The following is a 19,935-nucleotide window of genomic DNA, read 5'->3' on the forward strand; positions in this document are numbered from 1 at the left end:
GCCCGCTTGCGCCGCTACTGGCTGGCGGAAATTTGTTGCCTGTACTGCCGCCATCGCGGGGCAAGCCCGCTCCCACGCGGCTCCTACGTATCTGTCCCGCGATAAGGGCGCTGCAGACCCTGCAAATCCTCATTACAGACCAAGGGGTGAAATCCTCCCCCCCGGATGCAGTACAATCGCCGCTTTTAACTTGGCAACGAGTCGACCCGCCAATGATCGAACCCAAGCGCGTCCTGCGCGCCCTAGCCGAACACTGGGCATTGATCGAGCCGCTGTGCGAGCGTTTCGACCAGGGCACCCTGAGCCTGATCGAGCTGCGCCAGCAACTGGGCCGCCAGCAGGTGGAAAGCACCCCACAGGACATCACCCAGCTACTCGATGTGTGGATCCGCCTGGATATCCTGGTGCCGGTGGCGAAAAGCCCGAACCGTTTCGAGCTCAACGCCCAGATCCACGACTTCCTCGCCTACCTGCGCCGCGAACACCGCCTGGGCCTGTGCCTGGAGATCGAAGCCTACCTGCGCCACCTGGAGCGGTTGGCCGGGCATATCCAGGACGCCTTCGACAACCGCGACAGCGACGATTTGGCGCGCCAGCTGCGCCTGCTCGACATGCGTGTGCGCGACGTCCTCAAGAAGCTCGACAACGACGAGCAGGCGTTGGTCGCCGTGGCCGAACGGGCCAAGACCAGCAACCGCCAGATCCCCCTGCGTCAGCGCTATGCCGAGGTCCTGGCGACCTGGGACGAGTACGTCGAGCCGATGATCCAGCTGGTCAACGCCGACGGCGCTTTCGAGCAAGGCGTGCGCAAGGTCGAGACCGTGCTGCTGCGCCTGCTCGGCGAACAGGCGCGACTCGGTCACCTGGTCGATGACGACATGTTGCTGCGCACCCACGCGCGCATCCTCGAGATGCAGACCAGCGCCCAGCTGACCCTGCGTCACGCCCGCGAGCTGCTGCTGCCGCTGCGCGAAGAAGCGCGCCGGCATAACGCCGTGACCCGTGGCGCCGCCCTCGCCCTTTCGGTGATCCGCCGCAAGGGCATCGACGCCGTGCCACAGGCGGCGATGCCGATGTTCACCCGTCCGCAGAGCACCTTCCTCGGCAGCGCCAGCCAGGTCGAGGCCTACGTCTATGCCCTGGCCCGCTTCGAGCCCAAGCCTGCGCGCTTCCCCAAGGCGCACAAGACCAACAAGGGCCCGGCACCGCGCGCGCCGCGCACAGTCAAGGAAATGCTCGAACGCTGCCAGGACGCCCTGCCCCTGCCCGACCTGATGGTCTGGCTGCTGGAGCAGGAGCCCGAAGGCGCCACCGACGAACTGCTGTACTGGTTCTCGCGCCTGTCGCGAGAAAAGCGCTTCAGCCGCGAACGCCTCGAACGGCGTGACTACACCACCCGTGAACACCTGGTGAGTCTGCGCTCGTTCGCCCTGACCGCACCATCGCCTGAATCCAACGCGAGCCCAGCCAATGCATCTTGATCTTTCCGAACTGTCCCAGCTCGCGCCGATCTTCCGCGAGCTGTTCAAGGGCTTCCATGTCAGCCGCCGCGACCCGGAGCTGTACGCCCAACTGTCGAACTTCCAGGACCAGTACCGCACCCTGTTCAAGGCCCTGGGCTTCGAGCTGGTGTGCGATACCCGCGGCTTCTACTATTTCGTTCCGGAGCTGGCTGCCGCGCAGGTCAACAAGACCGCCCAGCGCCTCTCGCTGTTCACCTTCATCCTGGTCGAGCACCTGGCCGACCAGGGCCGCGACCCGATTGCCGTGCTCGATGGCGGCAGCATTGGCCGCGATGAACTGCCGTCGCTGCTGGAAAAATACCGCGACCTGTTCATCCAGGCCGAAGTGCAGACCGTCGACGAGCTGGAAGAAAAGATCCTGCGGCGCATGACCCAGCTGGGCTTCGCTCATGAAGAAGGTGGTATCTACCGCTTCCTGCCGCCGATGCACCGCTTCCTCGATGTGTGCCTGTCGGTCCAGCAGGACCGTGACCTGGCCGCCACCCTGCACAGCGACCTGCCCCTGCCGACGCCGGTACTGGTCGAAGAAGAAAGCCCCGAGGAGCTGGCGCGCACCGACGACCCGCTCGACCTGAGCCCGTTCGACGGCGAGGAAAGCGAAGAAGACGCCCTTGCCCGGGCCATCCGCGAAGAGCAACAGGAGATTGACGCATGAGCCAGGAACGCTACGGCATCCGCCGCTTCGCATTGCTCAACACCGCCGGCTACAGCCTGGGCCTGTTCCCCCTGGAACACCCGCTGTCGGTCTACGGCGCCAACAACCTGGGCAAGTCCGCCTCGATCAACGCCTTGCAGTTCCCGATCCTGGCGCGCATGTCCGACATGAGCTTCGGCAAGTACAGCCTGGAGCAGTCGCGGCGCTTCTACTTTGCCAGCGACACCAGCTACATCCTCTGCGAACTGAACCTGCCGCACGGCCCGCACGTGATCGGCGTGGTCGGCCGCGGCCCAGGCGGCGGTTTCGGCCACCAGTTCTTCGCCTACCAGGGCGAGCTGGACCTGGCCCACTACCAGAAAGACGACACCTGCCTGCGCCAGAAAGAGCTGTTCACCAACCTTGAGCGCAACGGCCTGAAGGCCTACGAGCTCAAGCCAGACGAGCTGCGTCGACTGCTGGTGGGCGGCCACACCTCGGTGCCGTTGGACTTGACCCTGATCCCGCTGCGCTCGACCAGCGAACAGAGCCTGAAGACCTTCCGCGCCCTGTTCATCAACCTGCTGCACATGCGCGAGATCACTGCTGCCAAGCTCAAGCAGCTGTTCCTCGATGCCTTCGAGCACAGCCTGCGCTCGGGTAGCGTCGACTACATCGCCGCCTGCGAAGAAGCCTTCCGCGACGTACGCCGTATGGAAGGCGACTACAACGCCCTGGTCGCTGCCGGGCCACTGGTCGAGGCCCTGGCTGGCGGCGTGGCCCAGCGCGACATCCTGCGCGGCAAGCTGCATCGCCTGTCGCCGCTGCTCGACAACCTGCTGGGCACCTGGCAGGACTACGCCATGGCGCGCAAGGAAGAGCTGGTGATCCAGTCTGAGCACTACCGCGCCGAGCAGGACCGCCTGCAAAACGACCAGCGCGGCGGCACCCAGGAGCTGATGCGCCTGGAGCGCGAGATCACCGGCATCCAGCGCTGGTTGGGCGAACTGTCGGTGCTCAAGCATCGCTTTGCCCTGGTCACCGACGTCAAGGTCCTGGAGCAGCAGTTGCTCGCTGCCAAGGACGCCCACGATGAGCTGGCCGGCGCCCTGGCCCAGTCGCGGCAGTTCTCTGCCGAAGACCTCGACGAGCGCGTGCGCGATCTGGAAAAGCGCGTCAAAGCGGTCAAGCAGCAGCTCGACCACGCCGACAACAACAGCTACGCCCGCCTGCGCGAAGAGTTCTCGCAACAGGACGTCGACCGCCTGATGCGCCTGTTCAACGGCGCCCTGTTCAGCCTGCCGCTGGGCGAGCGCGGCATCGAACTGGACGACAGCGACCTGTGGGTGAAATCCCTGGAAGCCGTGCTCGATAGCTTCAAGGGCGAGCGTTTCGAAGCGCCTGGCCTGTCCATCGACCTGTCGCACATCGATCCGCCAGCGTTGCAAGCACTGGCCGACCGCGCCGCCCTGCGCGACCAGAAAGACCGCCTGGATCGCGAGCTCAAGCAGCTCAGGACCCAGCAAGCAGTAGCCGCTGACCGTTCGGCGAGCAAGGCCCAGACCGAAGCCCTGTACCAGCAGGTACTGGATGCGCAGAAAGCCCTGGAAGACTTCCGCCGTACTGAAACCCTGAGCGCTGAAGAGCCGGAGAAGCTGGAGCAACTGAGCCAGCTGGAAGCGGCCCAGGACGAGCTCAAGCGCTCCAGCGATGCGTTCACCGAGCGCGTTCAGCAGCTCTCGGCCAAGCTGCAACTGGTGGGCCGGCAAATCGCCGACCTCGAAGCCAAGCAACGCACCCTCGAAGACGCCCTGCGTCGTCGTCAGCTGCTGCCGGCCGACCTTCCGTTCGGCACGCCATTCATGGAGCCGGTGGACGACTCGATGGACAACCTGCTGCCGCTGCTCAACGACTATCAGGACAGCTGGCAGGGCCTGCAACGGGTCGACAACCAGATCGAGGCGCTGTACGCCCAGGTACGCCTCAAGGGCGTGGCCAAGTTCGACAGCGAAGACGACATGGAGCGTCGCCTGCAGCTGCTGATCAACGCCTATTCGCACCGCACCGAAGAAGCCCTGACCCTGGCCAAGGCCCGCCGCGCCGCGGTCACCGACATCGCCCGGACCTTGCGCAACATCCGCAGCGACTACGACAGCCTCGAGCACCAGCTGGCCCTGTTCAACCGCGAGATCAACAAGCGCCAGGTGTCCAACCTGGAGAGCTTCCGCGTGGTGCTGGCGCCGAACAAGGAAGCGCTCAAGCACATCGACCAGATCATCCACAGCGCCGGCCAGTACGAAGAAGGCGAAACCCTGTCGGTGTTCGACCTGACCCAGAGCGCCGACCAGGATCACAAGAACGAAGAGGCCAAGGAGTATCTGGCGCGGCTGGTGGCGGCCAACCACAACCAGCTGGGCCTCAAGGACCTGTTCGAACTGGCGTTCGAGATCACCAAGATCAACAGCCAGCCGGTGATCCACGCCGACATCGACGGCGCCGCCTCCAACGGCACCACCATGACCATCAAGGCGCTGACCAACATGTACTTGTTGCTGCACCTGATGGACCGTGACCTGGCCGGACGTATTCGCCTGCCCTACTACCTCGACGAGGCGGCAGACATCGACGAACGCAACCAGGCGGCGCTGCTGGAAACCAGCCAGCAACTGGGCTTCGTGCCGATTCTGGCGAGCGTCAAGCCGCAGGTGTCGGCGCGGGTGGCAATCGATCTGGAAGGGGGTAGCGGGCCCAATGGTATCTACATCGACGAGTCGGACTGGAAGTACATCAGCCGCATCGATGAAGTGAAGGCCATCGTTCGCGAAGATCAGGCCGAAGAATTGGCCTGATCAGGGCGTAGAACCCTCGCGGGGCAAGCCCGCTCCCACGAAGCCCACCCAGCATGGCGGGATGGCATCGTGGGAGCGGGCTTGCCCCGCGATCATTTCAACGCAGTCTTACTGTGCCCACGGCACGATCGGAATCGCCGTCACCGCATTTTGCGGGCTGCCTTCGATCAGGCGGTCGCTGTACACCAGATAGACCAAGGTATTGCGCTTCTTGTCGAGGAAACGCACCACCTGCATGGTCTTGAACACCAGCGAGGTGCGTTCCTTGAACACTTCCTCGCCATCCTTGAGTTCGCCCTTGAAGTTGATCGGCCCAACCTGGCGGCAAGCAATCGACGCCTCGGCGCGATCCTCGGCCAAGCCTAAACCACCCTTCAAACCCCCGGTCTTGGCCCGCGACAGGTAGCAGGTCACGCCCTCGACCTTGGGATCATCGAACGCCTCGACGACAATCCGGTCATTAGGCCCGACGAACTTGAACACGGTGGACACCTGGCCAACTTCCTCGGCACTCGCGACCATCGGCAGCGCCAGCGCCGCCACGGCAATCAGCCTTTTCAACACAGTCATTTCCTCAGACCAGAACCAGGTTATCGCGGTGCACCAGCTCAGGCTCGGCGCTATAGCCGAGCAGGGCTTCGATGGCATCGGACGGCTGGCCGATGATCTTCTGCGCCTCCAGGGCACTGTAGTTGGCCAGGCCGCGCGCGACCTCTTGGCCATCAGGGCCGACGCAGACCACCATCTCGCCACGCCGGAAGCTGCCTTGGACGGTTTTCACCCCAACCGGCAACAGGCTCTTGTTGGCCCCACGCAGGGCCTGTACGGCACCGGCGTCGAGCACAAGGGTGCCACGGGTCTGCAAGTGGCCAGCCAGCCACTGCTTGCGCGCCGCGAGCATGCCGCGCTCGGGCGACAGCAAGGTGCCCAGGCGCTCCCCGGCCTTGAGCCGATCGAGCACGCGCTCGATGCGCCCGCCGACGATGATGGTGTGGGCGCCGGAACGCGCTGCCAGACGCGCAGCGCGCAGCTTGGTCTGCATGCCGCCACGGCCCAGCGCACCACCGGTGCTGCCAGCCACGGCATCCAGCGCCGGATCATCGGCGCGCGCTTCGAAGATCAGCTGGGCATCGGGGTTGTTGCGTGGGTCGGCGTCGAACATGCCGTCACGGTCGGTGAGGATCACCAGCAAGTCGGCTTCGACCAGGTTGGCCACCAATGCGGCCAGGGTGTCGTTGTCGCCAAAGCGGATCTCGTCGGTGACCACGGTGTCGTTCTCGTTGATCACCGGCACCACACCCAGGTCAACCAGGGTGCGCAGGGTGCTGCGGGCATTGAGGTAACGCTTGCGGTCGGAAAGGTCGTCGTGGGTCAGAAGAATCTGCGCGGTGTGCTTGCCGTGCTCGCCGAAGCTCGACTCCCAAGCCTGCACCAGGCGCATCTGGCCCAGCGAAGCAGCGGCCTGCAGCTCGTTCATCGCGCTCGGTCGCTTGCTCCAACCGAGCTGGCTCATGCCGGCGGCCACGGCTCCGGAGGAGACCAGCACCAGTTCCACGCCTGCTTCGCGCAAGGCCACCATCTGCTCGACCCAAACACCCATGGCGCCGCGGTCCAGGCCCTTGCCATCCGCGGTCAGCAGGGCGCTGCCGATCTTCACGACCCAGCGCTTCGCGCCCGTCACCTTGCTTCGCATCTTCTTCCAACCTATGTCGAATCTGTAGATACCAAAACGCCGCTCATTTGAGCGGCGTTTAGTGTACTGCAACCGGTCAGTCGCGCACGTAAATGATTTCCGGACCGTCTTCGTCGTCCTCGAAATCATCATCCCAGTCGTCATCGTCGCCGATGTCATGCACGCTCTTGACGCCAGTGCGGCGCAGGGTGCGGGCATCGTCCAGGGCCTGCAACTGAGCACGGGCTTCGTCTTCGATACGCTGATCGAGCTCGGCCAGCTCTTGGGCGTAGGCCGGGTCGTTGGCCAGGCGATCGGCGCGGTCTTCGAGATAGCGCATCAGGTCGCGGCTGAGCTGCTCGGTACCCTGCTTGGAGATGGCCGAGATCACGTAGACCGGACCTTCCCACTGCAGGCGATCGACCACTTCCTTGACGCGCTCGTCGCGCTCGTCGTCCATGATCATGTCCGACTTGTTCAGCACCAGCCAGCGCTCGCGCTGGGCCAGCGACGGGCTGAAGCTGGTCAGCTCGTTGACGATCACTTCAGCGGCATCGGCCGGGCTGGTTTCATCCAGCGGCGCCAGGTCGACCAGGTGTAGCAGCACGCGGGTACGGGCCAGGTGCTTGAGGAAGCGGATACCCAGGCCGGCACCGTCGGAGGCGCCTTCGATCAGGCCCGGGATGTCGGCGATGACGAAGCTCTTCCAGCGGTCGACACTGACCACACCCAGGTTCGGCACCAGGGTGGTGAACGGGTAGTCGGCGACTTTCGGCTTGGCGGCCGAAACTGCGCGGATGAAGGTGCTCTTGCCGGCGTTGGGCAGACCGAGCAGGCCGACGTCGGCCAGCACTTTCATTTCCAGCTTCAGGTCACGCTGATCACCCGGCTTGCCTGGGGTGGTCTGGCGCGGTGCCCGGTTGGTGCTGGACTTGAAACGGGTGTTGCCCAGGCCGTGCCAGCCGCCTTGGGCGACCATCAGCTTCTGGCCAGGGGCGATCAGGTCGCCGATCACTTCCTGGGTCGAAGCGTCGATCACCGTGGTGCCGACCGGTACGCGCAGGATCAGGTCTTCACCTTTCTTGCCGGTGCAGTCGGTGCTGCCGCCGTTGGCGCCGCGCTGGGCTTCGTGGTGACGGGTGTAGCGGTAGTCGACCAGGGTATTGAGGTTTTCGTCGGCGATCATGAACACCGAGCCACCGTCGCCACCATCGCCACCGTTGGGGCCACCGTTCTCGATGAACTTCTCGCGGCGGAAGCTCATGCAACCGTTACCGCCATCACCGGCTTTGACCCGGATCGATACTTCGTCAACAAACTTCATAAAAACCGCCTCTCGTCAGGTGACGAGCTGAAATGACTCAAAAACATGAGGCTCTTGCAAAAATGAGCGCGGCGACCCCGATACGCAGAGACCAACGCCGGCAGCCCAGGCAAACAGCTTTGCAAGAGGCTCACCACAAACGAAAAAGCCCCGTCGCATGACGGGGCTTCTCCAGCGACAGCGCGATTAGCCCGCGACGACGCTCACGTAACGGCGGTTGAACTCGCCTTTCTTCTCGAACTTGATCACGCCTTCGATCTTAGCGAACAGGGTGTGATCTTTGCCCATGCCAACGCCGTAGCCGGCGTGGAACTGGGTGCCGCGCTGGCGGACGATGATGTTGCCGGCCTTGATGACCTGGCCGCCATACATCTTCACGCCAAGGCGTTTCGATTCTGAGTCGCGACCGTTACGAGTACTACCACCAGCCTTCTTGTGAGCCATGGTTCAATTCTCCAAATAAATTCAGGGGATCTAGGAAATTAAGCCTGGATGCCGGTGATTTTGATCTCGGTGAACCACTGGCGGTGGCCCATACGCTTCATGTGGTGCTTACGACGACGGAACTTGATGATACGAACCTTGTCGTGACGGCCTTGCGAAACGACTTCAGCAACGACCTTGGCACCAGCAACGACTGGAGCGCCGATGGTAACGTCGTCGCCGTTGGCGACCAGCAGGACGCGATCGAAAGTCACGGATTCGCCAGTAGCGACTTCCAGTTTCTCGATCTTGAGGAATTCACCTTCAGCGACTTTGTACTGCTTGCCGCCGGTAACGATTACTGCGTAAGACATGGTATTTCTCCGATAATCCTGCTCACCCAGCTCTTTATATGATGAGTATTGGCTGGCATGGCTGCACAAGGCTGGAACGGCCCGGCGCAATTGCGTAAGGCAGGTGCTGCCCAGGAAAGTTAGGGTGCGCGATTGTACGCAACCCAAGATTGCCTTGCAAGTCCCGCCCCCGGCCGCCAGGCACCGTGCCTTGACACACCGGGACCCGCGACCTAGCATGCCGCGCAACCCCAATGGAGCAGCCGATGCAACCCCAAACCTTCTACCGCGCGGTAGCTGACGATTTCAGCGCCGTCGACGAGATCATCAAGAAGCAGCTGACCTCGCGCGTGCCGCTGGTATCGAAGATCGGCGACTATATCACTTCCGCCGGTGGCAAGCGCCTGCGCCCCCTGCTGGTGCTGCTGTGCGGCAAGGCATTGGGCCGCGAAGGCGACGACCTGCGCCTGCTCGCCGCGACCATCGAGTTCCTGCACACCGCCACCCTGCTGCATGACGACGTGGTCGACATGTCGGGTATGCGCCGTGGTCGCTCCACCGCCAACGCCCTGTGGGGCAACGCGCCGAGCGTGCTGGTCGGTGACTTCCTCTATTCGCGCTCGTTCGAAATGATGGTCGAGCTGGGCTCGATGCCGGTCATGCAGATCCTCTCCAAGGCCACCCGGGTCATCGCCGAGGGTGAAGTGCTGCAGCTGTCGCGGGTACGTGACGCCAGCACCACCGAAGAGGTGTACATGGAGGTCATCCGCGGCAAGACCGCGATGCTGTTCGAGGCGTCGACCCACAGTGCCGCGGCACTGGCCCAAGCCAGCAACGAACAGCGCGAGGCCCTGCGCACCTTTGGCGATCACCTGGGCGTGGCCTTCCAGCTGGTCGACGACCTGCTCGACTACAAGGGCGACTCGCAAACCCTGGGCAAGAACGTCGGCGACGATCTGGCCGAGGGCAAGCCGACCCTGCCGTTGATCTACACCATGCGCGAAGGCACTGCCGAACAGGCTGCCCTGGTGCGTCAGGCGATCCAAAAAGGTGGCCTGGATGATCTGGAGCAGATCCGCGCAGCCGTGGAAGCCTCTGGCGCCCTCGACTACACCGCGCAGATGGCCCGCGACTATGTCGCTCGTGCCATTGCCTGCCTGGAAGTGCTGCCAGCCAGCGAATACCGCAATGCGCTGGTCGAGCTGAGTGAGTTTGCGGTCGCTCGTACCCACTGATATCGCGTAACACCCATCGCGGGGCAAGCCCGCTGCCACGTATGCCCCTCGCTACGTGGGAGCAGGCTTGCCCCGCGATTGCATTTGCACGCTCAACGCACATTTGCCAGACAAAACCTTATATAATGTGGGTTTTTACCCGTCTGTCCGAGGAACCGTAGTGAGCACTTTGCCACCCTGCCCTAAATGCAACTCCGAATACACCTACGAGGATGGCGCTCAGCTGATCTGCCCTGAATGCGCCCACGAGTGGTCGGCCAACGGCGAAGCCGAAGCGGCCAGCGATGACGTGGTGAAGAAGGATTCGGTGGGCAATGTCCTGCAAGATGGCGACACCGTCACCGTAATCAAGGACCTCAAGGTCAAAGGCTCGTCGCTGGTGGTTAAGGTCGGCACCAAGGTCAAGAACATCCGCCTGTGCGACGGCGATCACGACATCGATTGCAAGATCGATGGCATCGGCGCGATGAAGCTCAAATCCGAGTTCGTGCGCAAGGTCTGATCGCCCCTTCTTCGGGGCTGCCAGCCGGTGGCCCCGACAGATCCTGCAACAGGATCGAGTGACCATTGGCGAAAAAACGCCAATAGACCCTTGCTATTTTGATAATAAGAATTATTCTCATTGGAAATTGCTATCCAAGGAGAATAGCCATGACTTATCTGATCGACGCCTGGCTGGACCGCCCCCACCCTTACCTGAGAATTCTTCATCGCGAGACCGGCGAAGTGTGCGCTGTGCTTGAGGAAGAAGCGCTGGATGAACTGCGCGACCAGGGTGACCTGGACATGACTGGATTGAATTCGAGTGAGCCGGGGGTGCTCAAGGAGCTGGTGCGTAATTTGTTTCTGTTTTGCTATGCGCGGGCGTTGCGCCCTGGGGGCACAGACTGGAACTGAAACGCATCGCGGGGCAAGCCCGCTCCCACGAAGCTGTAATCCAGGCAGTGTGGGAGCGGGCGTGCCCCGCGATGTAAGCGCAGGTATTACAGAACGTCGAGCAGCTCGACGTCGAACACCAGTACGCTGTGCGGCGGGATGCTGCCAACGCCTTGGGCGCCGTAGGCCAGCTCGCTCGGCACGTACAGGCGCCATTTGCTACCAGCGTTCATCAGCTGCAGGGCTTCGGTCCAGCCAGCGATCACGCCGCCAACCGGGAACTCAGCCGGCTGGCCACGCTCGTAGGAGCTGTCGAACACGGTGCCGTCGATCAGGGTGCCGTGGTAGTGGGTACGCACGTTGTCTTCACGGGTCGGCTTGGCGCCTTCGCCCGCGGTCAGCACTTCGAATTGCAGACCGGAAGCCAGGGTGGTGATGCCGTCACGCTTGGCGTTTTCAGCCAAGAATTCCAGGCCGGCAGCCGCAGCCAGCTCAGCCTTGGCGGCAGCTTCGGCTTGCATGATGTCGCGGATGGTCTTGAAGGCAGCCGACAGGTCAGCCTCGCTGACGCGGCTTTCTTTGCCGGCGAAAGCGTCGGTCAGGCCAGCCAGGATGGCTTCCAGGCTCACGCCTGGTGGTGGGTTGTCGCGCAGTTGGCCACCCAGCTGACGGCCGATACCGTAGCTGACGCGGGTTTCGTCGGTGGACAGATTGAGTTCGGACATTAGCTTGCTCCGCTGCAGGGCGCAGTGACGCCGCGCCCTTGATCAAAAGGGGGAGCAGCCTAGCACACTGCGGCGCAGCAGATCAGCTACCAGGCCGAGCGCGGCGAGATCGGCACCTTGAGGTCTTCTTCGGGATGATTGCCCATGCCACACATTTCGTCCTGCACCGACCAATGGATCAGGTTCATCGACAGCAGCGGCATGGCCTGCAGCAAATGCCGCGCATCCTCGACCGAGCGCACCCGCAAGCGCTCGCCACGGTTGTCGGCCAGTGGATGGGCACGCCCGCGCACACGGGCCTCTAGCAGATAGTCACCGCCTTCGATGGCGATCAGGTTGACTTCATCGACCCGGCCCGCCCTGGCCTCACCGTTCAGTTCATGCAGGTTCATGGGAGCACCTCGCTGGGGGAACCACGCGTGATCGCTCATCTTTTGTACAGCTGAAACAAAAGCACAAGGTTTAAACGCAACCGCCCGTCCGTTTTACAACGGACGGGCGGTTGTACAACCTCAACGCGCAGCGCGATCAGTGCTTGGTCAGCTTGTCCAGGTAGCCCATGACGAACGCCGAGATCACGAAGGTCATGTGGATGATCACGTACCACATCAGCTTGTCGGTGGAGATGTTCTGGGCATCCATGAACACCCGCAGCAGGTGGATCGAGGAGATCGCCACGATCGAGGCGGCAACCTTCATCTTCAGCGAGGAGGAGTCCATCTTGCCCAACCAGTTGAGCTTCTCCTTGCTGTCGTCGATGTCCAGCTGCGAGACGAAGTTCTCGTAGCCCGAGATCATCACCATCACCAGCAGGCCGCCGACCAGCGACATGTCGATCAGTGACAGGATCACCAGGATCAGGTCGGCCTCGCTCAGGGCGAAGACGTTAGGCAGCACGTGCAGGACTTCTTGGAAAAACTTCAGCGCCAGCGCCAGCAGCCCCAGCGACAGGCCAAAGTAGATAGGGGCAAGCAACCAACGCGAGGCGTACATCGCGTTTTCGAGGATACGTTCCATGGAGGATAGAGACTCGTCAGGTGAGCGGAAAGCGAGGGCGAGTATAGCCAGCCACCTGTGACAGCAAAAGCCTGCGGCGGGTTGCCGCAGTTGCCAGGTCAGGGAACCGAGTGGGCCTTTTCGCGGGCAAGCCCGCTCCCACAGGTACAGCGCTCATCTTCAGATCGGCGCTGTGCCTGTGGGAGCGGGCTTGCCCGCGAAAAGGCCGACTCGGTGTATCAGGTTTCTGGGTGGAATTGATAATCCCCAAGATTTCGACAGCGCTCGCCGTTGATCTTGCGCAGCTGCGCCTGCAAGTGCAGACACCAGATCTGCGGATCCTCGGCCACCTGATACCCATGCAAGGTCAGGCTGTCGACGATGGCGTTGAGCACCGACTCAGCCACCAATGGCCCATGGAAGGGCCCCTGGGCCTTGATTGCCGAGGGTTGTTCGCCGGCCATGCCGGCGGCGAACAGCAACGTCCACATGCCATTGTCGCCGGCAAGCGGACGGATGCTGCATTCGATGCGGGTCACCAGGCCCAGGCACTGGCGGGTGAGGCTGAGGTTGCGCATGGCCGCGTCCCCTCTGAAAAGCCCAGTTCAGCCTTCGATCACCAGGCTGTTTCCATCCTGAACGCTGTAGCCATCCTTAAGTTCCAGCATAGAAGAAAGCCGCAAAAAGATGGAAAACCGGCGCTGAACGGTAGCACATGGCCGCCAGCGCCGATTTATTGACTTACGCAGGCTTAGCCTGGGCCACCATCTCCTCCAAACGCTCCTTTTCTGCGTCCTTGATGTCTTCTTCGCTGATCATCTCGGCGATCTCGCTGAGCCGCTCGACCACCCGTGCGTTGACGCTGCCCTCGGGGAATTCGCCCTTGTCATCCGGCGTACCTGCCTCTTCGCCGACCAACAGGCTCAGCGCTTCATCGGCCTGGCTCACCGCATAGACATTGAACAGCCCCGACTCCACTGCTTGCAGCACGCGCTCATCGAGCATCAGGGTGGCGACGTTGGCGCGGGGAATGATCACCCCTTGCTCACCGGTCAGGCCACGCGCCTCGCACAGGCGGAAGAAGCCCTCGATCTTCTCGTTGACCCCGCCGACCGCCTGCACCTCGCCAAACTGGTTGATCGAGCCGGTAATGGCAAAGCACTGCTTGAGTGGCGTGCGCGACAGCGCCGAGATCAACGTGCAGGCTTCACCCAGCGATGCACTGTCGCCGTCGACATAGCCGTAGGACTGCTCCAGGGCAATGCTCGCCGAAATCGCCAAGGGGAATTCCTGGGCGTAGCGACTGCCCAGGTAACCGGTGAGGATCATCACCCCTTTGGAGTGGATCGGTTGGCCCAGGTTGACCTCACGCTCGATGTCGACGATGCCACTGCCGCCCGGGTATACCGTGGCGGAAATCCGCGCCGGCATACCGAACGCCGAATCGCCCACTTCAAGCACGGTCAAGCCGTTGCACTTGCCGATCGCTGCACCTTCGGTGTCGATCAGGATGATCCCAGCAAGCATGTCGTCGAGCACTCGCTGCGAAACCCGCCCGGTACGGGTGGCCTTGGCCTTGAGGGCGCGTTCGATATGCCCGGCGTCGGTCATCTCGTCATTGGCCAGCTGGCGAATGAAGTCGGCTTCGCTGACCAGTTGGAACAGGTCACCGATGCGCGCCGACAGCCGCGACTGGTTCTCCGCCAAGCGGGCGCTGTAGGTGGCCAGGCGCGCTACCGCATCGCTGGTCAGCGGCGCCATGCCCTCCTCATTGGTGCGGGTGCGCAGCAACTGGGCGAACTGCTCCAGGTTCTCGTCGACCATGGGCATGTCTTCGTCGAAGTCGACCAGCACCCGGAACATCTCCTGGAAGTCCGAGTCGTGATCCTGCAAGGCGTAGTACAGCTGACGCGAGCCGATGATGATCAGCTTGACGTTGAGCGGGATCACCTGCGGCGTCAGGCTCACCGTGGCCACCCGGCCCAGCTCGCCCAGCGGCGATTCCATTTTCAGCTTGCGCGATTGCAAGGCGCGCTTGAGGCCATCCCAGACGAAGGGCTCGCCGAGCATCTTCTCGGCTTCCAGGATCAGGAAACCGCCATTGGCCCGGTGCAGCGCACCCGGACGCAGCTGGCGATAGGAGGTGTACAGCGCGCCTTGGTCGGTGCTGTATTCGATCCGCCCGAACAGGTTGTCGTAGGTCGGGTGTGGCTCGAACACCACCGGCGCGCCGCCGCTGATGTGATGGCCGACCACCAGGCTCGGCGCGTACTGTTCTTCGAGCATCTTGCGCGCCACGGCGTCGGTCTTGCTGTCATCGACCAACTGCTCGACCACCGTGCGCAGCAGGTTCAGCTGCACCGATTGCAGGTAGGCACAGACAGCCGCGTTCTCGGCGTACTTCTCCGACAGCGGGGCCAACAGTGGCTGCAGCGCCAGGGTGATGGTTTCTTCGTTGAGCTGGCGCAGCTGGTTGTTCGACTCACGCTTCCACTGCGGCAGGCTGGAGAGCTCCTCGTTGAGGCGCTCTTCAAGCTCGGCGATATCCTCGTGGAAACGCTCGCGCACCTCCTCCGGCAGCTGGGCGAACTCGGCCTCATCCAGCGCCTTGCCCTCGCTCATCGGGGTGAAGGCGACGTTGCTGGCATCGCGATAGAGCGCCACGTCTTTTTCCAGCGACGCCCGTTCGATCACATCCAGGGCGCGGTCGTAGCGTTGGTTGAAGGCGCGGTCGATGGCGCCTTTTTTCTGCTGGTAGGACGGGTGTTCGAACACGGCTGGGAAGGTCGCCAGCAAGTTGTCGATCAGACCGCCCATGTCGCTGATGAATTCGCTGGCGGTGCCCGACGGCAGCTCCAGCGCACGGGGTTCGCGCGAGTCCTCGAAGTTATTGACGTAGACCCAGTCAGCCGGGGTCTGCTGGCGCTTGCCCTCAGCCTTGAGGTAGCGCTTGACGAACGAGAAGCGGCCGGTGCCCGGCTCGCCCATCACATACACGTTGTAACCAGGGCGCGGCATGGCCACACCGAATTGCAGGGCCTCGACAGCACGCTCCTGGCCCAGGACTCCACGAAACGGCTCCAGATCGTCGGTATGAGTGAAAGCAAACTGCTCAGGAGAAAAACGCCGGGTCAGGGCTTCGGGCGCAAGACGCAGGCGCGCAGCGACAGGATCGGGCATTGGGTTTCCTTACTTCGGCGGGGCGATGAAGGCATTCTGGCGCTGCCTGCCCGCGCCTTGCAAGGCTCACTGGGACTTTATGTCGCAGCAAGGATACGGCGATTAGCGATGCAATTTTTCGCAATAAGCCACGCAACCTTTGGATCGTGCCTAAACTCCAACCTTGCGCGGGTTGGCGGTTTGCTTTCCCGACCTGGCAACGGCGTTGCCAGAACCCCTGACCATTGGTACGTCTACTGAGAAAGAGAACAAAGCTATGAAACGGATTCTTCTGGGTACCCTGTTCACCGTCGTCTCGCTCAACGCCATGGCCGAAGCGCCAGGCGGCCCGAATTGCGGCTGGGGCAACATGCTGTTCGAAGGCCAGCGCGGCACTCCCGCCCACTTCCTGGCTTCCACCACCAACGGCACGTCCGGCAACGCCACGTTCGGTATGACTTCCGGCACCAACGGCTGTTCGACCAAGGCTTCGCTGACCTACGGCGGCAAGTCCTGGTTCGCCATGAACGGCATGATGAACGAGCTTTCCGAAGACATGGCCCAGGGCCAGGGCGAAGCCTTGACCACCTATGCCGTGGTCCTCGGTGTAGCGCCTGAAGATCGTGCGCACTTTGCCGCGGTCACCCACCAGCACTTCGGCGAGATCTTCTCCAGCGCCGATGTCACCGCCGAAACCGTGCACAGCAACACCCTTGCCGTGCTCAAGAGCGACCCACAACTGGCCAAGTACGCCACCGAGGCTTGAGTCCGGCCCTTCCCGCCCCGGTTTCGGGGCGGGTTTGGCATTCCACCATCGGCATCATTCAGACGTAGTTGCCCGACATGCTCAAACGCCTTGCCCTTTTGACGCTGCTTGCCAGCGCCGAGCTTCACGCTGCGCCCCAGGTTGACCCGGCACGCTTGCAACAACTGGCGGCGACACCCTACTGGATCGCCCTTGGTCACTATGAGACCGGCAAGCTTGGCGGCTGGCGCAGCTATGTCGACGATAAAAACTTCTTCCTTGCCGAGGATGGCGGCCACCACCCCGATCGTGAGCTGGCGGCCACCGTGCAGGCGCTGTATGCGCCGCCCACCCTTGGCGATAAACATGCCCAGTGCGTGTTCCCGGCGCGCACCCGCTGGCTGCGCGAGCAGCTTGACCTCAAAGACCTGCCGCAGCCCGATTGCCAGGAGTATCGGCAGTGGTACCAGTCGGTCGACCCGCATAGCGCGGTGTTGATCTTCCCGGCGGCCTACTTGAACAGCCCGTCGTCGATGTTCGGCCACACCCTGCTGCGCATCGACCAGGCCAAGACCCGCGATGACGACACCACCCTGTTGAGCTACGCGATCAACTTCGGCGCCTATATCGAAGGCAGCGACAACAGCATCCTGTATGCCTGGAAAGGGCTGATGGGCGGCTATCCCGGGTTGTTCGCGCTGATGCCCTACCAGGAAAAATTGTCCGAATACCGCAGCCTGGAAAACCGCGACCTGTGGGAATACCAACTGGACCTGACCCCACAAGAAACCGGGCGCATGGTCGAGCATGTCTGGGAGCTCAAGCAGATCCAGTTCGATTACTTCTTCTTCGACGAAAACTGCTCCTATCGGCTGCTGGAGCTGTTGCAGGTAGCCCGACCAGGGCTGGACCTGACTTCGCAGTTCCCGCTGACGGCGATTCCGACCGATACGGTCAAGGCAGTCAAGCAGTCGGGGCTGGTCTCCGGTGTGCGCTACCGCCCCTCGCGTGAGCGTGAATTGCTGGCGCGGGCAGATGCGCTCGATCATCAGGAGAAACAACAGGTGCTGGCCCTAAGTGCCGACACCGCACACCTGCAAAACCCCGACTTCACCGCCCTGCCCCGTCAGCGCCAGGCACTGGTGCAGGACGCGGCGTATCGCCTGGAGCGCTACCGTGCCAACGGCCAGGAGCGCGATCCAGGCCAGGCCAAACGCAGCTTCGAGCTGCTGCGGGCGATCAACCGCAATCCACCGCCGCCGCTGCAGATCGAGCGCCCTGGGCTGCCAGAGAACGGCCACCAGTCGCGCACCTGGCAACTGGGCGTGGGCAGCCGTGACGACCGTGCCTATGCCGAGTATGGCTTGCGCATGGCCTATCACGACCTCAACGACAACGCCTATGGCTTCCCGCTGGGCGCGCAGATCGAGATTCTTCAGCTCAAGCTGCGCCAATACGAAGGCAACGACTGGCAGGTACAGCGCCTGGACTTGGCGACTATTCGCTCGCTGACACCGCGTAACGAGCTGCTCAAGCCACTGTCGTGGCAGGTGGCCGGGGGGCTTGAGCGGGTGCCGGGCAAGCATGATGACGAAGTGCTGGTGAGTCACGTCAACGGCGGTGCTGGTGGGACATGGCAGCTGGCCGATGGCTTGCTCGGCTTTGCCCTGGGTACGGTGCGGGTCGAGCATCACAACGACTTCGCCGAATTCATCTCACCGGCTGCAGGCTTCAATGGTGGGCTGCTGTGGCGCAATGGCCTGGGCAACCTGACCCTGGAGGCCAAGGGCGATTACTTCACCAATGGTGAGGTACGACGCAGTGTGAGCCTGAACCAGCAGTGGGAAATCAGCCAGGACCTGGGGCTGCGCTTGAGTGCCAAGCGCGAGTTCAGCCATGTGGCTTCAGCGCAGAACGAGGTGATGCTGGAGCTCAAGTGGTATCACTACTGAGTTGGCGTCTATCACTGCAGGAGCTGGCGAAGCCTGCGATGCGCCGCAAGGGCGGCGCTGGCTAACGCCCCCAGGCATGCGCCTGGAGGCCCTGACGCAATCGCGTGTTAAACCACGCCCTGCGCCAACATCGCATCGGCCACTTTAACGAAGCCCGCGATGTTCGCGCCCTTGACGTAGTTGACCTTGCCATCGGCCTCTTCGCCGTAATGCACGCAAGCATGGTGGATCGACTGCATGATGTTGTGCAGCTTGCTGTCCACTTCACCGGCAGTCCACAGCAGGCGCATGGCGTTCTGCGACATTTCCAGGCCGCTGACGGCCACACCGCCGGCGTTGGAAGCTTTGCCCGGGGCGTAGAGGATGCCCGCTTCGATGAAGATATCCACAGCGTCGAGGGTGGTCGGCATGTTGGCGCCTTCGGCCACGCAGATGCAGCCATTGCGCAGCAGGGTATGGGCGTCCTCGGCGTTCAGTTCGTTCTGCGTCGCGCACGGCAGGGCGATGTCGCAGGCCAGGGTCCACGGGGTCTGGCCCTTGCGGAACTCCAGGCCGAATTGATCAGCCAGCTCGCTGATGCGCCCGCGCTTGACGTTTTTCAGCTCCATCAAAGCATCCCACTGCGCATCGCTCAGGCCGGCTTCGCAGAACAAGGTGCCTTCGGAATCGGACAGCGAGATGACCTTGCCGCCCAGGTCCATGACCTTGCGCGCAGCGTACTGAGCGACGTTACCCGAACCAGAGATGGCGACCCGGCGACCGTCGATGCGCAGGCCTTGGCGCTTGAGCATTTCTTCGGCGAAGTACACGCAGCCGTAACCGGTGGCTTCTGGACGAATCAGGCTGCCGCCGTAGGTCATGCCCTTGCCGGTCAGCACCGAGGTGAACTGGTTGGCCAGGCGCTTGTACTGGCCGAACATGAAGCCGATTTCGCGCGCACCCACACCGATATCGCCAGCAGGTACATCCAGGTCGGCACCGATGTGGCGGTACAGTTCGCTCATGAACGCCTGGCAGAAGCGCATCACTTCGGCATCGCTCTTGCCCTTCGGATCGAAGTCCGAACCGCCCTTGCCGCCGCCCATGGGCAACGAGGTCAGGGAGTTCTTGAAGGTCTGCTCGAAGGCCAGGAACTTCAGCACGCTGAGGTTCACCGAGCGGTGGAAACGCAGGCCACCCTTGTACGGGCCGATGGCGCTGTTCATCTGGATGCGGTAACCGCGGTTGACCTGGACCTTGCCCTGGTCATCGACCCAGGACACGCGGAACAGGATGGCGCGCTCCGGCTCGACGATGCGCTCGAGAATACCGGCTTGCAGGTAATGCGGGTTGGCTTCGAGGAAAGGCCACAGACTGCGCAGGACCTCTTCCACGGCCTGGTGGAATTCGGGTTGGGCAGGGTCGCGTTGTTGCAGACGCGCGAGGAAGTCGTCGACGGATTCGATCATGCTAGACATCTCACCAAGAGA

At 62.7% G+C, this 19,935-nt stretch carries 19 protein-coding genes; 8 read left to right on the plus strand and 11 right to left on the minus strand.

What is annotated here, in order from left to right; translation table 11 throughout:
- Positions 1–212: 212 nt before the first annotated feature.
- Genes mksB through mksF form a run of 3 tightly spaced genes read left to right on the plus strand, consistent with a single transcriptional unit; the run spans position 213 to position 5,006 of the window.
- Positions 213–1,481 carry an Mks condensin complex protein MksB gene (mksB, locus tag AAZU54_RS14280; RefSeq protein WP_186554223.1) on the plus strand — a complete coding sequence of 423 codons (1,269 nt, stop codon included), beginning with the start codon at positions 213–215 and terminating at the stop codon, positions 1,479–1,481.
- On the plus strand, positions 1,471–2,178 hold the full coding sequence (gene mksE, locus AAZU54_RS14285; RefSeq protein WP_186554224.1) for an Mks condensin complex protein MksE: 708 nt from the start codon (positions 1,471–1,473) through the stop codon (positions 2,176–2,178). The genes mksB and mksE overlap by 11 nt, the downstream gene beginning before the upstream one ends.
- Positions 2,175–5,006, plus strand: a complete 2,832-nt coding sequence (gene mksF, locus AAZU54_RS14290; RefSeq protein WP_186554225.1) for an Mks condensin complex protein MksF — start codon at positions 2,175–2,177, stop codon at positions 5,004–5,006. Before mksE ends, mksF begins: the two co-directional genes overlap by 4 nt.
- A 108-nt stretch (positions 5,007–5,114) precedes the next feature.
- Here mksF and AAZU54_RS14295 read toward each other — a convergent pair whose 3' ends face one another.
- From AAZU54_RS14295 to rplU, 5 genes are all read right to left on the minus strand, one after another.
- Positions 5,115–5,576 (minus strand): CreA family protein, encoded by a 462-nt coding sequence (locus tag AAZU54_RS14295; protein ID WP_186554226.1) that lies wholly within the window; start codon positions 5,574–5,576, stop codon positions 5,115–5,117.
- A gap of 4 nt (positions 5,577–5,580) precedes the next feature.
- Positions 5,581–6,699, minus strand: a complete 1,119-nt coding sequence (proB, locus tag AAZU54_RS14300) for a glutamate 5-kinase (RefSeq protein WP_186554227.1) — start codon at positions 6,697–6,699, stop codon at positions 5,581–5,583.
- A gap of 76 nt (positions 6,700–6,775) precedes the next feature.
- Positions 6,776–8,002 (minus strand): Obg family GTPase CgtA, encoded by a 1,227-nt coding sequence (cgtA, locus tag AAZU54_RS14305; protein ID WP_186554228.1) that lies wholly within the window; start codon positions 8,000–8,002, stop codon positions 6,776–6,778.
- Positions 8,003–8,188: 186 nt separating this feature from the next.
- Complete coding sequence (rpmA, locus tag AAZU54_RS14310; RefSeq protein ID WP_101316402.1) at positions 8,189–8,446, minus strand: 50S ribosomal protein L27; 258 nt, start codon at positions 8,444–8,446, stop codon at positions 8,189–8,191.
- A 38-nt stretch (positions 8,447–8,484) separates the two neighbouring features.
- On the minus strand, positions 8,485–8,799 hold the full coding sequence (gene rplU / locus AAZU54_RS14315) for a 50S ribosomal protein L21 (protein ID WP_011532169.1): 315 nt from the start codon (positions 8,797–8,799) through the stop codon (positions 8,485–8,487).
- A gap of 245 nt (positions 8,800–9,044) precedes the next feature.
- Between rplU and AAZU54_RS14320 the strand changes: the two genes are divergently transcribed.
- The 3 genes from AAZU54_RS14320 to AAZU54_RS14330 all read left to right on the plus strand — a co-directional run bounded on the left by AAZU54_RS14320 (position 9,045) and on the right by AAZU54_RS14330 (position 10,910).
- The gene (locus AAZU54_RS14320) at positions 9,045–10,013 is read left to right on the plus strand and encodes a polyprenyl synthetase family protein (protein WP_392467964.1); all 969 of its coding nucleotides are present in this window, start codon (positions 9,045–9,047) and stop codon (positions 10,011–10,013) included.
- A 160-nt stretch (positions 10,014–10,173) separates the two neighbouring features.
- The gene (locus tag AAZU54_RS14325; RefSeq protein WP_264234696.1) at positions 10,174–10,515 is read left to right on the plus strand and encodes a zinc ribbon domain-containing protein YjdM; all 342 of its coding nucleotides are present in this window, start codon (positions 10,174–10,176) and stop codon (positions 10,513–10,515) included.
- 149 nt (positions 10,516–10,664) lie between these two features.
- Positions 10,665–10,910: a PA4570 family protein gene (locus tag AAZU54_RS14330; RefSeq protein WP_186554231.1), complete on the plus strand. Its 246-nt coding sequence runs from the start codon at positions 10,665–10,667 to the stop codon at positions 10,908–10,910.
- 86 nt (positions 10,911–10,996) lie between these two features.
- Here AAZU54_RS14330 and AAZU54_RS14335 read toward each other — a convergent pair whose 3' ends face one another.
- The 5 genes from AAZU54_RS14335 to AAZU54_RS14355 all read right to left on the minus strand — a co-directional run bounded on the left by AAZU54_RS14335 (position 10,997) and on the right by AAZU54_RS14355 (position 15,790).
- Complete coding sequence (locus AAZU54_RS14335; RefSeq protein ID WP_186554232.1) at positions 10,997–11,614, minus strand: FKBP-type peptidyl-prolyl cis-trans isomerase; 618 nt, start codon at positions 11,612–11,614, stop codon at positions 10,997–10,999.
- 86 nt (positions 11,615–11,700) lie between these two features.
- Positions 11,701–12,006 (minus strand): DUF6482 family protein, encoded by a 306-nt coding sequence (locus AAZU54_RS14340; RefSeq protein WP_186554233.1) that lies wholly within the window; start codon positions 12,004–12,006, stop codon positions 11,701–11,703.
- Positions 12,007–12,142: 136 nt separating this feature from the next.
- On the minus strand, positions 12,143–12,631 hold the full coding sequence (locus AAZU54_RS14345; protein WP_186554234.1) for a TIGR00645 family protein: 489 nt from the start codon (positions 12,629–12,631) through the stop codon (positions 12,143–12,145).
- 218 nt (positions 12,632–12,849) lie between these two features.
- Positions 12,850–13,188, minus strand: a complete 339-nt coding sequence (locus AAZU54_RS14350) for a hypothetical protein (protein ID WP_084297418.1) — start codon at positions 13,186–13,188, stop codon at positions 12,850–12,852.
- A 163-nt stretch (positions 13,189–13,351) separates the two neighbouring features.
- Positions 13,352–15,790 (minus strand): Lon protease family protein, encoded by a 2,439-nt coding sequence (locus AAZU54_RS14355; RefSeq protein WP_186554235.1) that lies wholly within the window; start codon positions 15,788–15,790, stop codon positions 13,352–13,354.
- Positions 15,791–16,046: 256 nt separating this feature from the next.
- Between AAZU54_RS14355 and AAZU54_RS14360 the strand changes: the two genes are divergently transcribed.
- Positions 16,047–16,535: a DUF3015 domain-containing protein gene (locus AAZU54_RS14360; RefSeq protein ID WP_186554236.1), complete on the plus strand. Its 489-nt coding sequence runs from the start codon at positions 16,047–16,049 to the stop codon at positions 16,533–16,535.
- Positions 16,536–16,612: 77 nt separating this feature from the next.
- The gene (locus AAZU54_RS14365; RefSeq protein ID WP_186554237.1) at positions 16,613–18,466 is read left to right on the plus strand and encodes an Lnb N-terminal periplasmic domain-containing protein; all 1,854 of its coding nucleotides are present in this window, start codon (positions 16,613–16,615) and stop codon (positions 18,464–18,466) included.
- Positions 18,467–18,573: 107 nt separating this feature from the next.
- On the opposite strand, the gene gdhA is transcribed toward AAZU54_RS14365, so the two are convergent.
- On the minus strand, positions 18,574–19,914 hold the full coding sequence (gdhA, locus tag AAZU54_RS14370; protein ID WP_186554238.1) for an NADP-specific glutamate dehydrogenase: 1,341 nt from the start codon (positions 19,912–19,914) through the stop codon (positions 18,574–18,576).
- Positions 19,915–19,935 lie beyond the last annotated feature (21 nt).

This window comes from Pseudomonas sp. Je.1.5.c, assembly GCF_051129895.1.
GTDB lineage: Bacteria > Pseudomonadota > Gammaproteobacteria > Pseudomonadales > Pseudomonadaceae > Aquipseudomonas > Aquipseudomonas urmiensis.

Coding starts and splice junctions, on each gene's coding strand:
- rpmA (WP_101316402.1), bottom strand. CDS start 8,446: ATGGCTCACAAGAAGGCTGGTGGTAGTACTCGTAACGGTCGCGACTCA.
- mksF (WP_186554225.1), top strand. CDS start 2,175: ATGAGCCAGGAACGCTACGGCATCCGCCGCTTCGCATTGCTCAACACC.
- AAZU54_RS14360 (WP_186554236.1), top strand. CDS start 16,047: ATGAAACGGATTCTTCTGGGTACCCTGTTCACCGTCGTCTCGCTCAAC.
- cgtA (WP_186554228.1), bottom strand. CDS start 8,002: ATGAAGTTTGTTGACGAAGTATCGATCCGGGTCAAAGCCGGTGATGGC.
- AAZU54_RS14320 (WP_392467964.1), top strand. CDS start 9,045: ATGCAACCCCAAACCTTCTACCGCGCGGTAGCTGACGATTTCAGCGCC.
- AAZU54_RS14340 (WP_186554233.1), bottom strand. CDS start 12,006: ATGAACCTGCATGAACTGAACGGTGAGGCCAGGGCGGGCCGGGTCGAT.
- AAZU54_RS14355 (WP_186554235.1), bottom strand. CDS start 15,790: ATGCCCGATCCTGTCGCTGCGCGCCTGCGTCTTGCGCCCGAAGCCCTG.
- proB (WP_186554227.1), bottom strand. CDS start 6,699: ATGCGAAGCAAGGTGACGGGCGCGAAGCGCTGGGTCGTGAAGATCGGC.
- AAZU54_RS14345 (WP_186554234.1), bottom strand. CDS start 12,631: ATGGAACGTATCCTCGAAAACGCGATGTACGCCTCGCGTTGGTTGCTT.
- mksE (WP_186554224.1), top strand. CDS start 1,471: ATGCATCTTGATCTTTCCGAACTGTCCCAGCTCGCGCCGATCTTCCGC.
- AAZU54_RS14295 (WP_186554226.1), bottom strand. CDS start 5,576: ATGACTGTGTTGAAAAGGCTGATTGCCGTGGCGGCGCTGGCGCTGCCG.
- AAZU54_RS14365 (WP_186554237.1), top strand. CDS start 16,613: ATGCTCAAACGCCTTGCCCTTTTGACGCTGCTTGCCAGCGCCGAGCTT.
- gdhA (WP_186554238.1), bottom strand. CDS start 19,914: ATGATCGAATCCGTCGACGACTTCCTCGCGCGTCTGCAACAACGCGAC.
- AAZU54_RS14350 (WP_084297418.1), bottom strand. CDS start 13,188: ATGCGCAACCTCAGCCTCACCCGCCAGTGCCTGGGCCTGGTGACCCGC.
- rplU (WP_011532169.1), bottom strand. CDS start 8,799: ATGTCTTACGCAGTAATCGTTACCGGCGGCAAGCAGTACAAAGTCGCT.
- AAZU54_RS14330 (WP_186554231.1), top strand. CDS start 10,665: ATGACTTATCTGATCGACGCCTGGCTGGACCGCCCCCACCCTTACCTG.
- mksB (WP_186554223.1), top strand. CDS start 213: ATGATCGAACCCAAGCGCGTCCTGCGCGCCCTAGCCGAACACTGGGCA.
- AAZU54_RS14335 (WP_186554232.1), bottom strand. CDS start 11,614: ATGTCCGAACTCAATCTGTCCACCGACGAAACCCGCGTCAGCTACGGT.